This is a genomic window from Oscillibacter ruminantium GH1 (assembly GCF_000307265.1).
Taxonomy (GTDB): Bacteria; Bacillota; Clostridia; order Oscillospirales; family Oscillospiraceae; genus Oscillibacter; species Oscillibacter ruminantium.
Window position 1 is genome coordinate 77,214 of record NZ_DF158901.1, and the last position, 13,785, is coordinate 90,998.

At 59.2% G+C, this 13,785-nt stretch carries 12 protein-coding genes; 8 read left to right on the forward strand and 4 right to left on the reverse strand.

Translation table 11 applies throughout. The features are described from left to right. The first annotated feature begins 27 nt into the window (after positions 1 to 27). From ON16_RS14055 to ON16_RS14080, 6 genes are all read left to right on the forward strand, one after another. Entirely contained in the window at positions 28 to 2,658 is a 2,631-nt protein-coding gene (locus ON16_RS14055; RefSeq protein ID WP_040663991.1) for a translation factor GTPase family protein, read from the forward strand. A 189-nt stretch (positions 2,659 to 2,847) separates the two neighbouring features. Further along, positions 2,848 to 3,285, forward strand: a complete 438-nt coding sequence (locus ON16_RS14060) for a hypothetical protein (protein WP_040663994.1) — start codon at positions 2,848 to 2,850, stop codon at positions 3,283 to 3,285. A 547-nt stretch (positions 3,286 to 3,832) separates the two neighbouring features. Further along, entirely contained in the window at positions 3,833 to 4,585 is a 753-nt protein-coding gene (recO, locus tag ON16_RS14065) for a DNA repair protein RecO (protein WP_040663996.1), read from the forward strand. Between the two features lie 45 nt (positions 4,586 to 4,630). Continuing rightward, positions 4,631 to 7,015, forward strand: a complete 2,385-nt coding sequence (locus ON16_RS14070; protein ID WP_040663999.1) for an endonuclease MutS2 — start codon at positions 4,631 to 4,633, stop codon at positions 7,013 to 7,015. A gap of 102 nt (positions 7,016 to 7,117) precedes the next feature. Further along, positions 7,118 to 7,888, forward strand: coding sequence for a uridine phosphorylase (gene udp / locus ON16_RS14075; RefSeq protein WP_040664001.1), 771 nt, complete (start codon positions 7,118 to 7,120; stop codon positions 7,886 to 7,888). 12 nt (positions 7,889 to 7,900) lie between these two features. Further along, positions 7,901 to 8,767, forward strand: coding sequence for a mechanosensitive ion channel family protein (locus tag ON16_RS14080; RefSeq protein WP_051131798.1), 867 nt, complete (start codon positions 7,901 to 7,903; stop codon positions 8,765 to 8,767). A 153-nt stretch (positions 8,768 to 8,920) separates the two neighbouring features. Here ON16_RS14080 and ON16_RS14085 read toward each other — a convergent pair whose 3' ends face one another. The 4 genes from ON16_RS14085 to ON16_RS14100 form a co-directional block, all read right to left on the reverse strand. Next, entirely contained in the window at positions 8,921 to 9,946 is a 1,026-nt protein-coding gene (locus tag ON16_RS14085; RefSeq protein WP_040664003.1) for a rod shape-determining protein, read from the reverse strand. Positions 9,947 to 10,093: 147 nt separating this feature from the next. Continuing rightward, positions 10,094 to 10,798 carry a ComF family protein gene (locus ON16_RS14090; protein WP_051131799.1) on the reverse strand — a complete coding sequence of 235 codons (705 nt, stop codon included), beginning with the start codon at positions 10,796 to 10,798 and terminating at the stop codon, positions 10,094 to 10,096. After that, complete coding sequence (locus ON16_RS14095) at positions 10,795 to 11,043, reverse strand: helix-turn-helix domain-containing protein (protein ID WP_040664005.1); 249 nt, start codon at positions 11,041 to 11,043, stop codon at positions 10,795 to 10,797. Before ON16_RS14095 ends, ON16_RS14090 begins: the two co-directional genes overlap by 4 nt. A 177-nt stretch (positions 11,044 to 11,220) precedes the next feature. Next, entirely contained in the window at positions 11,221 to 12,129 is a 909-nt protein-coding gene (locus ON16_RS14100) for a nucleoside recognition domain-containing protein (protein ID WP_040664008.1), read from the reverse strand. Between the two features lie 125 nt (positions 12,130 to 12,254). Here ON16_RS14100 and ON16_RS14105 point away from each other — a divergent pair, with 125 nt between their 5' ends. Next, positions 12,255 to 12,548, forward strand: coding sequence for a YabP/YqfC family sporulation protein (locus ON16_RS14105; RefSeq protein ID WP_040664011.1), 294 nt, complete (start codon positions 12,255 to 12,257; stop codon positions 12,546 to 12,548). Further along, the gene (locus tag ON16_RS14110) at positions 12,541 to 13,731 is read left to right on the forward strand and encodes a sporulation protein YqfD (RefSeq protein WP_040664014.1); all 1,191 of its coding nucleotides are present in this window, start codon (positions 12,541 to 12,543) and stop codon (positions 13,729 to 13,731) included. Before ON16_RS14105 ends, ON16_RS14110 begins: the two co-directional genes overlap by 8 nt. The last annotated feature ends 54 nt before the right edge of the window (positions 13,732 to 13,785 follow it).

Here is a 13,785-nt window from a genome sequence, read left to right on the forward strand (position 1 = left end):
TTTTGAACGGGATGAGCGGGGAATACAATGAAAAAATTGGCAATTGGGATATTGGCTCATGTGGATGCGGGAAAGACCACGCTGACCGAAGGACTGCTCTATACCGGTGGGGTGCTGCGCAAATTGGGACGGGTGGATCACCGGGACGCGTTTTTGGATACGTTTGCGCTGGAGCGGGAGCGGGGCATCACTATTTTTTCAAAGCAGGCGGTGCTGCCGCTGGACGGTTTAGAGCTGACGCTGCTGGACACCCCCGGCCACGCGGACTTTTCCTCCGAGGCGGAGCGGACGCTCCGGGTACTGGACTGCGCGGTGTTGGTGGTCAGCGGTGCGGACGGCGTTCAGGGCCACACGCTGACGCTTTGGCGGCTGCTGGCGCGGTATGGAGTGCCCACCTTCCTGTTCGTCAACAAGATGGACCAGCCGGGGACGGACCGCTCCGCGCTGCTGGCGGAGCTGAAAAGCCGCTTGGACGGCGGGTGCGTGGATTTCTCCGGGCCGGATGCGGAGCGGGGAGAGGAAATCGCCCTTTGCGGTGAGGCGGCCATGGAGGAGTATCTGGCCTGCGGCCAGCTGAAAGACGAGACGATTGCCGCGCTGGTGGGGGAGCGGAAGCTGTTTCCCTGCCTGTTCGGTGCGGCGCTGCGGCTGGGCGGGGTGGAGGAGCTGCTGGACGGATTGCGGCGCTTTGCACCATCGCCGGTCTATGGAAGCGCCTTTGGCGCGATGGTCTATAAGATTTCAAGAGATCCGCAGGGCGCGCGGCTGACCCATCTAAAGGTCACCGGCGGGACGCTGCGGGTGAAAGATCTGCTCTGCGGCAGTCGAGATGGGGAGGACTGGCAGGAGAAGGCGGATCAGATTCGCGTCTATTCCGGAGCGAAATTCCGGGCCGTTGACGCGGCGGAGGCGGGGACCGTTTGTGCCGTCACCGGATTGACCCGCACCTTCTGCGGCGAGGGGCTGGGCGAGGAAGAAGCATCCGCGCCCCCTATGCTGGAACCGGCTCTGACCTGTCAGGTGCTTTTGCCGGACCGCTGCGACCCCCACACGGCGCTGATGCAGCTGCGTCAAATTGAGGAGGAGGACCCCCAGCTGCATGTCTCGTGGCAGGAGCGGACCGGAGCTATCAATCTCCAGCTGATGGGGACGATTCAGCTGGAGATTTTGCAGCGGCTTTTAAAGGAGCGGTTTGATCTGGACGTGGCCTTTGGACCCGGCGCGATTGTTTATCGGGAGACGATTGCCGCCCCGGTGATCGGTATTGGGCATTTCGAGCCTCTGCGCCACTATGCGGAGGTGCACCTGTTGCTGGAGCCGTTGGAACGGGGCGCAGGGCTACGGTTTGCCTCTGCCTGTTCGGAGGACGTGCTGGCTCTTGGCTGGCAGCGGCTGGTGCTGAGTCAGCTGGCGGGACGGAGCCATCCCGGCGTTCTCACCGGTTCGCCGGTCACGGATATGAAGATTACGCTGATCGCGGGCCGCGCCCATGAAAAGCACACCGAGGGCGGCGATTTCCGTCAGGCCGCATGGCGGGCTTTGCGACAGGGCTTGCTGTCGGCGCAAAGCGTGCTGCTGGAGCCTTGGTATGACTTTCGATTGACCCTGCCCACCGCCCAGACGGGCCGGGCCATGGCGGATTTGCAGCGCATGGGCGGGGATTTTGCGCCGCCGGAAACGGTGGGGGAGGAAGCTCTGTTCACCGGGAGCGCACCCGCCTCGGCCTTGAGGGACTATGCCGCAGAGGTAACCGCCTATACCAGAGGACGGGGTCGGCTGACCTGCGCCCCCGGCGGCTATCGCCCCTGTCGGAATCAGGAGGCGGTTGTGGACGCGGCGGGATACGACCCGGAGCGGGATTTGGAAAACCCGGCGGATTCCGTCTTTTGCGCTCACGGTGCGGGGTACAATGTCAAATGGGATCAGGTTCCAGCCCATGCCCATGTGAACAGTGGAGTGCACCTTGGCGCGCGGCCTTTGGACGAGCAATCGCCGCCCGCGGCGGCCCGTTCCGCATCCTACGTCGGAACGGTGGAGCAGGACAAGGAGTTGCAGGCAATTTTTGAGCGGACTTACGGGCCGGTGAAGCGCCGGGCTTTTCAAAAGCCGGTGCCTGCGTCGTCTGCACGGCCGGAGCCTGCGGCCGCTCCCCGGCCTGCCGGGCCGGAATATCTGCTGGTGGACGGTTACAACGTGATCTTTGCGTGGGACGAGTTGAAAACCGTGGCTGCGGAGCACTTGGACGCTGCCCGCCGGGAGCTGTGTGACCTGATGAGCAATTATCAGGCTTTTCGCCGGTGCAAGGTAATCGTGGTGTTTGACGCATATAAGGTAAAGGGCGGAATTGAAAAAGTGGAAAAGTACCACAATATCCATGTGGTCTATACAAAAGAAGCGGAGACGGCGGACGCTTATATCGAGCGGACCACGTATCAGATCGGGCGGGAGCACCGGGTGCGGGTGGTTTCGTCCGACGGCGCGGAGCAGATCATCATTCTGGGTCATGGCGCGCTGCGGGTTTCCGCCGCCGGGTTCCATGAGGAAATGCTTCAGACCACCGGGGAGATTAAGAAGATTTTAGAAAAAAACAATTTGACCGGAAAAGTCCGTCCCTTGCGGGAAGCGCTGACCAAGGCGCTGGAAAAAGGAAGCGAATGAGCAAGCTGTGTAGTAGGAATTTGCGAAAAACTGCCCAATTATTTGTCAAAATTTTGTCGATATACTAAATTTTCATGAAATAGAAGAAAATTCATAAAAATATAGCCGATTTTTCCAATCGGTATGTTATACTACCTCTTAGTTTTTGATTCTTTAATTTACACGTTTGGGGCGGAGGTCGGGAAGCGGATGCAGAAAAGGTACTGGGAAAATGAATACCGCGACATCCTGATCTGCGTGGACAGGTACGAAAATCGGATTCCGGAGGGGCATCTGGTACATCCCAGCCTTGGACGGGCGGTCCAATTTTACGGTGTGATCCAGCTTCTGCGGATAGTGGAATCGCTGTTGGATGAGCTTCGTTTTCCCGAGACGTTTTCCTGCCTTCGCAAATTTCAGCCGCTGATGGAAGAACCGCTTCAGCCGGCTGCCGTTACGCCCGACAAGGGGCTGTCGGCCACGTTCCGCCTGCGGATTCTGTTTCGGCAGAACAGCACTTGGCAGGGGACGGTGCAGTGGCTGGAGGGAAAACGGGATACGTCGTTCCGCAGTACGTTGGAGCTTCTTTTCTTGTTGGACAACGCCCTGTGCCCCGATGACGGGGGTAAGCACTCCGACGAGAACTGATACGGGCTACTAATTAAACCCTTGCAGACCCGACAGCTTTTTTTGCGCGTATCATCGCGGCTGTCTTTGCCAAAGACAAACAATTGCCGATTGGTGCAGGATTTCTATTAGCAGTCCGTATGAGGCCGTTTCACGCCGGATTTTGCCGGGGTCGGGCGAACAATTGCAAGATGTGACGAACTGTACACCCGGACGCTGTCCGGGTGTTTTTTTGGCCCTGCCCGGGACATGTCCACACTTGCCGACGCTTTACGCCTGTGCTATAATCATCGCAGAACTTTGATGGTACGCGCGTTTCGGTTCTTGTGCCGAAGCGTTTGAAATTCAGCCTCGCTGTCGGAGACGGCGAGGATACGGTTGCTTATGAAGATTACAGTCATTTCCAGCCATGTTTTCGACAAAATCGGTCATACTGACCGGAAGAGGTGATAGAACATGACTGAAGAAATTTGCTGGGCCCTGTTCTGGGTCACCGGCGCGCCGGAATACTACGCGTTGTATCGGGAATTTATGGAGGCGCTCGCCTCCGCATGAAGGGGGAGAACCCATGAGCGATCTGGTGACCCGGGGCGCGGTGCTGCGGGAGACGGAGACGAAAGAGGCAGATAAAATTCTTACCGTTCTCACGCCCGATCACGGGAAAATCCCAGTCATCGCCAAGGGAGCGCGGCGCAAGTCCTGCCGCTTTACAGCGGCCTGCCAGACACTGGCTTACAGTGAGATGACCCTGACCCACCGGGGAGAGTGGTACTATCTGAACGAGGGAACCACGCTGGCCCTGTTTGACGGACTGCGGACGAATTTTGAGACGCTGGCTCTTGGATTTTATTTTGCGGAACTGACGGAGGCTGTCTCCTCCCCGGAGATTCCCGCGCCGGAGCTTTTGAGTCACCTGCTTAACGGACTCTATGCGCTGGATGCCCTGAAAAAGCCGCGGGAACTGGCAAAGCTCGCCTTTGAATGGAAGTTACTATGCCTTTCGGGATACGAACCGCTGGCGGATGGATGCGCTTTGTGCGGCGAGGTGGAAATGAAAGACGCATTCCTGGACCCGGTGCAGGGCGTTTTGCGCTGCGCAGCCTGCAGCGGGCCGGGCCGGGGCGGGACTTTGCCGCTTTGCCCGGAAGCGGTAGCCGCCTTGCGGCATATTGTCTATGGAGATCCCAAGCGGCTCTATGCCTTTGCCCTGACGGGCGAGGCACTGGAACAACTCTCCGCCGCGGCGGAGCGGTATGTGGCGGTTCAGTTGGAACGGGGCTTTCGGACGTTGGACTATTACAAAAGCCTGTCAAATTTGTGATACATTTTGTACAATTGCGGATGTTTTATACGAAAAGGATAGATTATGAGCGAATTATTTGAAAAATCCATGAGGACGCTGGAGTTGCCCCGGGTGCTGGCGATGCTGGCGGAGCAAGCGGTCAGCGACGAGGCAAAGCGCCGCGCTCTGGCGCTGACACCGGAGACGGAGCCGGAGGAGGTTCTGCGGCTTCTGGACCAGACTGACGCGGCCCGGGAGATGATCGGCCTGCGGGGCAGTCCGTCCTTTTCCGGCCTCAAACCGGTGCGGGAGTCTTTGGACCGGGCGGACCGGGGCGGCGGATTGAATACCCATGAGCTGCTGACCATCGCGGGCCTTTTGACTGCCGCCCGGCGGACACGGGAGTATTTTAACGGCGACGCCGGAGAGAAAACCGCCATCGACCACCTGTTTTTATCCCTTCATGGCAATCGTTTTCTAGAGGAGAAAATCAAGACCGTCATTTTGGACGAGGATACCATTTCGGACAACGCCAGCCCCGAGTTGAACGACATCCGCCGTAAGATGCGTGCGGCGCAGGCGAAAAGCCGTCAGGTTTTGCAGCGTATCATCTCATCCCCGTCTTACAGCAAGGTTTTGCAGGAGAGCATCATCACCCAGAGGGACGGGCGGTTTGTGGTGCCGGTGAAAGCAGAGCAGAAGGGCGCGCTTCCGGGACTGGTCCATGATGTGTCCTCCACCGGAGCGACCCTGTTTGTGGAACCGATGGGTGTGGTGCAGGCCAACAACGAGTACATCGAACTGGAGGCCAAGGAGAAAAAGGAGATCGAGCGGATTCTCGCGGAGTTGTCCGCCGACGCGGCGAACCACCGGGAGGACATCCAGTGGGACTACGATGCGCTGGTGCACTTGGATTTGATTTTCGCCAAGGGGCAGCTTTCCTATAAGTTGGACGGCATCCGGCCAGAGGTTCGTCGGGACGGGGCCGTGGTCCTGCGAAAGGCCCGCCACCCGCTGCTGGACCGGGCAAAAGCGGTTCCCATCGACCTTGAGCTGGGGGACAGCTTTGACACGCTGGTTATCACCGGCCCCAACACGGGAGGTAAGACCGTGAGCCTCAAGACGCTGGGCCTTTTAACCTTGATGTCCCAGTGCGGACTTCACATCCCCGCAGCGTCCGGCAGCCAGATTTCCGTATACGAGCGGGTGCTGGCGGACATTGGAGATGAGCAGAGTATTGAGCAGAGCCTCTCCACGTTTTCCTCCCACATGACCAGCATCGTCCGGATTCTGGAGGAGACGGACCGGCGGACGATGGTGCTGTTCGACGAGTTGGGCGCAGGAACGGACCCGGTGGAGGGCGCGGCATTGGCCATCGCCATTATCCAGCGGGTGCGGGCGACCGGGGCGAAGATTGCTGCCACCACTCACTACGCGGAGCTGAAGACCTTCGCCATGACAACTGCCGGGGTGGAAAATGCCTCCTGCGAGTTTGATGTGGAGAGCCTGAAGCCCACCTATCGGCTTTTGATCGGAATTCCCGGCAAGTCCAACGCCTTTGCCATCTCCAAGCGTCTGGGTTTGCCCGACGATGTGGTGGAGGATGCCAAGGCCCAGATGGCCGGGGACAGCGTCCGGTTTGAGGATGTGCTCACCCAGCTGGAGCAGAAGCGGCAGGCGCTTGAAAAAAAGCAGCTGGAGGCGGATCGCCTTTTCCAGCAGCGGGAAGAGGACGCCCGCAAGGCGCGGGAGTTCCGCACCCAGATGGAGCGGGCCCGCGACAATGCCCGCAGCCGGGGCGAGGCAGACGCCCGCCGCATCCTGCGGGACGCGAAAAACGCCGCCGACGCAACCATGAACGAATTGGCCGAGCTGCGCAAGCAGCAGGCCCGGGCGGATGCCGCCCAGAATCTCAACGAGGCACAGGCCGCCATTCGGCGGGGACTGAACGAGGCGGAAGAAAAGCTCCGCAGCCGGGAATTCGACCCGGAGCCGATCCCCAAGCCCAGCCGCCCCATTCAAAAGGGAGATCAGGTGGAGATTCCCGGCGTGAAAACTTGGGCGGAGGTGCTTTCCGTTGGAAAGGACGGTACGCTCCAGCTGCAGGCGGGCCGGATGAAAATGACCGTGAAGGCGGGTGAGGTGCGGCTGATCGAGGAGCCGAAACAGCAAAAAAAGCCTGCCGTGTCCATTCAGTCCCGAGCGGCGCAGCTGCTGCGCACCGCCGCCTCCAGCGAACTGGACATCCGGGGAATGGAGACGATCGAGGCGGAGGGCGTGGTGGAAAATTTCCTCTCCGCCGCCGTGATGGGCCGGTTGGAAACCGTCACCATTATCCACGGAAAGGGAACCGGCGCTCTGCGAAAAGCCGTCCACGCGCTGCTGCGGCGGAACAAGGCGGTGAAGTCCTTCCGATTGGGTGTCTATGGCGAGGGCGAGGACGGCGTAACGGTTGTGACCATGAAATGAGTCCCGCCCACGATAGGTTGACCTATTGAAATTTGCTGGCAAATTTGATATAATAAAATCTTCCATTATCCGAAATGGGAAATCTGATTTGAGGTGATCGGTATGCATGATTTGCCGAAACAGTATCATATCCAGTGTGCCCCCGGAGACGTGGGCCGCTACTGCATCCTGCCCGGGGACCCGGGCCGCGTTCCCGCCATTGCCGCGCTGTTTGACAACGCGGAAAAGGTGGCTCAAAACCGGGAGTACACCACCTATACCGGCACGCTCTTGGGCGAGAAGGTGTCCGTCTGCTCCACGGGGATCGGCGGGCCTTCCGCCGCTATCGCCATGGAGGAGCTGACAAAGTGCGGTGCGGATACCTTCATCCGCACCGGTACCTGCGGCGGGATTGCGCTGGACGTGAAGTCCGGCGACATCGTGGTGGCCACGGGGGCCGTCCGGTTTGAACATACCAGCATGGAATACGCGCCCATTGAGTTCCCCGCCGTGGCGGATTTCGGAATCACCGGCTGCCTTGCGCAGGCCACGAAGAATTTGGGCTATCCCCTCCATACCGGCGTTGTCCAGTGCAAGGACAGCTTTTACGGACAGCACAGCCCGGACAAATCCCCGGTTTACTATGAGCTTCAGCAGAAGTGGGAGAGCTGGAAGCGTTTGGGCGTGAAAGCCAGCGAGATGGAGTCCGCGGCCATCTTTGTGGTGGCGGCGGCGCTGGGCGTGCGGTGTGGCTCCTGCTTCCATGTGGTGTGGAATCAGGAGCGGGAGAAGGCGGGCATGGATCAGACGATGAGCGAAGATACCACCGCCTCCGTCAAGGTGGCCGTGGAGGCGCTGAAGCTGCTGATTCAGTCCGACCGCGCTGAAAAATAACGGACGCGGGCTATGAAGGAATTTGAGGCTTTCTTGCAAACCTCCATCCCTGGAATGAAGCTGACCATCAGCGAGCTGTTTTCTGCGGTCGTCACGTTGCTGGTGTGTCTGCTGGTGATTCGGGTGGTGATGAAGCTGCTGCGCAGCCTGATCCGACGAACAAAGCTGGACGACCGGGTGCAGAAATATCTGCTGATGGCGCTGCGGCTGGTGCTGTATGCCATTGCGGTCATTATTGTCTTGGGCGCACTGAATGTAGACGCCACCTCGCTGGTGGCGCTTTTAAGCGTTGCATCTCTGGGCATTACGTTGGCGGCGGAGGATATTTTGGGCAATGTGGCCGGCGGGTTGGTGCTGCTCAGTTCCCGCCCCTTTGTGATTGGGGATTTTATCGAGGCTGACGGCGTTTCCGGCACAGTGGAGGAAATCACCCTGAACCGCACGAAACTGATTACCCCGGAGGGGCTGACCGTGTTGGTTCCCAACAAGGCGCTGTCTTCCAGCAAGCTGACGAATTATACGGCCCTTGGCCGCCGCCGGGTCTGCCGAAAGGTCACCGCGTCCTATGACGCGCCCACGCAAGCGGTGAAAGCCGCTTGCCTCCTGGCGCTGGAGCGGACGGGAGATCAGCTGACGGACCCCGCACCCTCGGTCTACCTGACGGACTATCAGTCCAGCGCCATCGAGTACAGCGTATACTGCTGGTGTACGCCGGAGCATTACTGGGGCGTGTATCTCAGCCTTGGGGAAAATCTGCGGGACGCATTCGCGGAAAAGGGCGTGGAGATGACCTATAACCACCTGAACGTTCACATTCTGGGCGAGAGAGAATCTGGTTTCGCAAGAAAAACCGGAACAGCGGGTCTGGAAGAAAAATAAGCAAATCTTTTGAAAGAGAGGGCCTGCCATTGGCAGGCCCTCTCTTTTCATCTGCATTTGACACTCGCTCCGAAAGAAGCATGTCGGAGTTTCTATGGATAAACAAGCGAAGGGCGGCCCCATTTCGAGGCCGCCCTTCGTGATTTTCTGCGTTTAATTCATCTGCCGCCGACGGCTCAGATTCTGCGTGCCGTCCTGCATGCTGTTGAGTGCATCCAAGCTCTTTCCGGTGCCCAGAGCCACGCAGGAGATCGCATCCTCTGCCACCACCGTGTGGATGCCTGTCCGCGCCGCCACCAGCTTGTCAAAGCCGGAAACCAAGCTGCCGCCGCCGGTCATGACAATGCCGTTGGTGGAAATATCCGCCACCAGCTCGGGAGGCGTCCGCTCCAAAACGGAGTGGATGGCCTCCATAATGCGCTCTACCGGCTCCTCAAAAGCGTCCATCATCTCCGTGGAACTGACGGTGATGACCTTGGGAAGACCCGTCAACAGACACCGGCCCTTTACGTCCAGCGTTTCCTCCTCGTCCTTGGGGAACACGCAGCCCAGCTTAATTTTCATCTCTTCGGCGGTCCGCTCACCCACCAGCAGATTGTGCTTGCGGCGCATATACTTCACGACCGCCTCATTCAGCTGGTCGCCTGCGACCTTGATGGATGCGGATTCCACCACGCCGCTCAGGGAAATCACCGCGATGTCGGCGGTGCCGCCGCCGATATCCACCACCATGTGTCCGTCGGGCTTGGCGATGTCAATGCCCGCGCCGATGGCCGCAGCCACAGGCTCCTCAATCAGGTATACTTTTCGCGCACCCGCCTGAATGCCCGCGTCGATCACGGCGCGCTCTTCCACCTCGGTGATACCGGAGGGGATGCAGATGATGACCCGGGGCTTGAAGAAGGAGAAGCCCGCCACTTTCCGAATAAACTCGCGGAGCATCCGCTCCGTCATGTCATAGTCGGAAATAACGCCTTCACGCAGGGGACGGATCGCGATGATGTTGCCGGGGGTACGGCCCAGCATGGCCTGCGCATCCGCGCCAACCTGAAGCAGCTTGCCGGTGTTTTTGTCCAGCGCGACCACGCTGGGCTCGTTCAGAACAATTCCCTTGCCTTTGACGTATACCAAAACGGAAGCGGTACCAAGATCGATACCGATATCTTTTGCCATGGACATAGCCTCCACCTCATGCTCTTTCTACTGTATTTTCTGCCGAATTCTTCAAAATTATGAGAAGCGGCTTTTACCGCATACAATCATACGGATATATTATACCGACGGCCCTATGGGATTGCAAGTACATTCTGTTAAAATGAAAAATTTTCAACATTCTTCTCCGTTAATCCGAGGACGTGTTTTGCCGGATGACACGTCTCGTTTTGCGCATGTCAGCGCCACCGCCGCGCAGACCACCTGCTCCGCTGCGCCGCCTTTCAGTGTGCGGATGCATTCCGTCAGGGTGGAGCCGGTGGTACAGATGTCGTCGATCAACAGAACGCGCCGCCCCGCCACATCCGCGCCGGGTGCGAGGGCGTATACACCCAGAACATTGGCCCGCCGCGCATCGGCGTCTGCAAGCTCCGACTGGGCCGGGGTGTTTACTTTTTTCACCAGCAGTTTTTCCGGCGCGGTTCCCCACAGGCGGCATGCGGACTGCGCCAGCAGCCGCGCTTGATCGAAACCCCGCTCCTTCAAGCGTTTCGGCCCCACCGGAACCCAAGTCACCACATCAAACTCTCCGGCAAACCGCTCTGCGGCGCACCGGCAGACTAGTTCTCCCAGCGGACGGGCCAGATGGGTCCCGCCTTGAAATTTCAGGCGCAGCAAAGCGGTCCGCACCGCACCCTCATAAAGGAGGGGCGCAGCGCAGCAAAGTCCGTCCGGTCCGGTGCGGAGCCCGGCATCCCCCTCGGCCCATGGCAGGGAGCGTTCACAGGCGGGGCAGATGCCTGCCCCATCCGCGACCCGGCCGCAGAAGGGACATTTTTGAGGGAAGAGCAGGTCTAAAATCGCATGAAAGCCGTTCATTTTTCTCTCTGCCTCCGGGGATAGGGCGTCATTTCGCTGGTCAGGCCGACCAGATAGTCCACGCTGACGCCATAATATTCCGCGAGACGGACAACCACGTCCAGCGGATAATTCAACACACCGATCTCGTATTGAGAATACGTATTTTGCTTCACATGCAGCACTTCCGCAACCGCCTCCTGCGTCAGTCCCCGGTCGATTCGAAGGCTGCGAATGCGCTCGTATTTCAAAATTTCATTCCGCATTTTTTATCACCTGATAAAAGTATATGTATCTTAAAACAAGATATTTTTATTTATCTGAAATACAGATATTCTGTATAATGATTATGAAAAAAGACCGTGCGGATAAGCGATCTCCCATGAGCATACAAAAAGCATGGGAGCCGCGCAAGGCGCGGCCCCCATGACGAAGCATGATTTTTACCCCATAACATATCCAACCACAAGCAAAGCAAGCCCGCCCGACAGCCCGGACTGGACAGCTTTGCCCAACAGGCAGTTTCGGGTGGAAAGGCCGCTGTCTGCCAGCACCGCCAAGGTTTGGAACAGCACCGACACTCCGCCCCAGCCCGCCAGCACCGACGCCAGTACAAATCCGGCAGAGCTGTTAGGAACCAGCGGAATGACGGAGAACAGCTCCAAGAAACCCACCGCCGCCGCGCCCACAAAGCCGGTCAGGTTCCGCAAAGGCTGGGCCAGCACATAGAATACGGTGACAAAGGCGCAGATGTTCAACATGGACGACAGCGCCCCCCGCACCGCGCTCACAAACGCCGTGGTCAGCGGCACGGCGCGGGAGACAAACCGCTGCCGTGGCTTCGCGCGCACCGTGGCCCCTCCTCGGAACAAGATTCCCGTCAAAAGGGCGGACAGCACATGGATCAGCCACAGCCAGACCCCCACCCGGACACTGTGGAACACGCCCGCGCCCAGAACGCTGATGAGAAAGGCGGGGTTTGCCGTGTTGCAAAATGCCAGCAGCCGCTCCGCCTCTGCCTCGCTGACCAGGTTTTCCCGATACAGTTCCGCTGCCGTCCGCGCGCCGATGGGATAGCCGCCCACAAGGCCCAGAATCAGCGCCGTGGCTCCCGCGCCGTCCACCCGGAACAGCGGCCACATCAAAAATTCCAGCCGGGGGGCCAGTACCTCCCCCACGCCAAGCGACACCAGCAGAGAGCTGGCGGTGAGGAAAAGAAACTGGGAGGGAATGACCGTTTCCCCGCACAGAGTCAGCGCCTCGCTCACGTTTTGGCGCACACCCTCCGCGTTTGCCAGCAGCGCCGCCAGCCCGAGCGCCGCCAGCAGGCACAAAACCGTTTTCCTTTTCACCTCACCGCCCCCTCGGGATACCCTATGCGCCGGTGGGGATGGTCATGCCTGCAGGCGCAGTGAAAAAGCGGCGCTCACAGGCAAGTTTTCCCACCTGTCTTCATACAGTTGAGCGAGGTGAGACGATGGAAAAACGCAAGCGGCGGGACACGCCGCTGACAGAGCTGGCGGAGCTGTTCGACCTCCCCGGCGACGTGGTGGCGGGATTGTGCCATATGGAAATGATCGGCGACCGGCGGCTGTTTTTGGAACACCACAGCGGAATTTTATCATACAGCGATCAGCAGATCGACGTGAACACGCCCTGCGGAATTCTGCGGGTCCGGGGACGCAAGCTGACGCTGGAGGCTATGACGGGAGAAGAACTGCGGATCGGCGGGATCGTGGATGCGGTGGAGTGGGTGAGGACAGATGCTTGAAGAACTGGTAAACCGCCTGCGGGGGCAGGTGCGGCTGCGGATAGAGAGTACATTTCCAGAGCGGATCATGAACCTCTGCGCCCAGCGGAAGCTGGAGCTGCGGGACGTGCGGTGGGAGAGCTCCACGGCGTTTTTCTGCGTGCTCACCCGGCGGGATTTTCATCTTCTGCGCCTTTTGACCCGAAATTTGGACTGCACGCTCCATGTACAAAAACGGGAGGGCGCACCCTTTGCGCTTGGCAAGCTCCGGCGGAGGCAGGCGTTGGCGGCCTGTCTGGTGGGGTGCGCCTTGGCGCTGTTTTTCGGTTCCTTCTTCATCTGGGATATCACGGTGGACGGCGCGGTGACCGTTCCGGAGGAGAAAATATTGCGGGCGCTGGAGGAAAACGGCGTGGGCTTTGGAACCTTCGGCTTTTCCATCGACGGCGAGGATTTGCGCAACCACATTCTGTTGGAAATTCCCGAATTGAGCTGGCTGACGGTGAACGTCTCCGGCTGCCGGGCCTATGTGCAGGTGCGGGAGCGGGTGCCTGCGCCGGAGCTACTGAACCGCCGCGCCCCCTGTAACGTGACGGCCCGGCGGGACGGACTGGTGCTGCGGGTACAGGCGTTTTTGGGCAAAAAATGCATTCTCATGGGCGATACGGTGGAAAAAGATCAGATTTTGATTTCCGGCATTGAGGACTTGGACACCTTTGGTGCGCGCATTACCACGGCGCAGGGCTTTGTCACCGCCCGGACGTGGTATCGTCTGAGCGCGGATTTTCCCTTGACCATTCAGGAAAAAAGCGACCAAACGGAGGCAAAAGAGCGCTACTCGCTGATTTTTGGAAAGCAGCGAATAAAATTCTATGGAAGCAGTAGCTATTTTGGGGCAACTTATGATAAAATAATGACAAGACAGCAGTTGGAGCTTTTCGGATTGCCGCTGCCCGTCACCGTGGAAAAAGAGAGCTATCGTCCTTATGAGCTGCTTGCGCGCACCCGCACCGCCGCAGAGGCGGAGGCGGAGGGCAAAACGGTTCTGACCGCCTACCTGACCGCGTTGATGGGCGAGGACGGTGAAATCCGTTCCACCCTTGTCTCATCCCGGCAGAATGGAGACGTTTTGCGCGTGACATTGTCCGCCGAGTGCGTGGAGGAGATCGGGCAGACGACGGCCCTTGAAGCCGAGACGGGCTGATTCCGCCGGATGCTCTTTTACAAAGCGCCGCGGCATTGCCGGCGTTGGCTGATT

What these genes read in the sequence shown, in the direction of transcription:
- ON16_RS14055 (WP_040663991.1), top strand. Translation starts at nt 28, where the DNA reads ATGAAAAAATTGGCAATTGGGATATTGGCTCATGTGGATGCGGGAAAG.
- ON16_RS14060 (WP_040663994.1), top strand. Translation starts at nt 2,848, where the DNA reads ATGCAGAAAAGGTACTGGGAAAATGAATACCGCGACATCCTGATCTGC.
- recO (WP_040663996.1), top strand. Translation starts at nt 3,833, where the DNA reads ATGAGCGATCTGGTGACCCGGGGCGCGGTGCTGCGGGAGACGGAGACG.
- ON16_RS14070 (WP_040663999.1), top strand. Translation starts at nt 4,631, where the DNA reads ATGAGCGAATTATTTGAAAAATCCATGAGGACGCTGGAGTTGCCCCGG.
- udp (WP_040664001.1), top strand. Translation starts at nt 7,118, where the DNA reads ATGCATGATTTGCCGAAACAGTATCATATCCAGTGTGCCCCCGGAGAC.
- ON16_RS14080 (WP_051131798.1), top strand. Translation starts at nt 7,901, where the DNA reads ATGAAGGAATTTGAGGCTTTCTTGCAAACCTCCATCCCTGGAATGAAG.
- ON16_RS14085 (WP_040664003.1), bottom strand. Translation starts at nt 9,946, where the DNA reads ATGTCCATGGCAAAAGATATCGGTATCGATCTTGGTACCGCTTCCGTT.
- ON16_RS14090 (WP_051131799.1), bottom strand. Translation starts at nt 10,798, where the DNA reads ATGAACGGCTTTCATGCGATTTTAGACCTGCTCTTCCCTCAAAAATGT.
- ON16_RS14095 (WP_040664005.1), bottom strand. Translation starts at nt 11,043, where the DNA reads ATGCGGAATGAAATTTTGAAATACGAGCGCATTCGCAGCCTTCGAATC.
- ON16_RS14105 (WP_040664011.1), top strand. Translation starts at nt 12,255, where the DNA reads ATGGAAAAACGCAAGCGGCGGGACACGCCGCTGACAGAGCTGGCGGAG.
- ON16_RS14110 (WP_040664014.1), top strand. Translation starts at nt 12,541, where the DNA reads ATGCTTGAAGAACTGGTAAACCGCCTGCGGGGGCAGGTGCGGCTGCGG.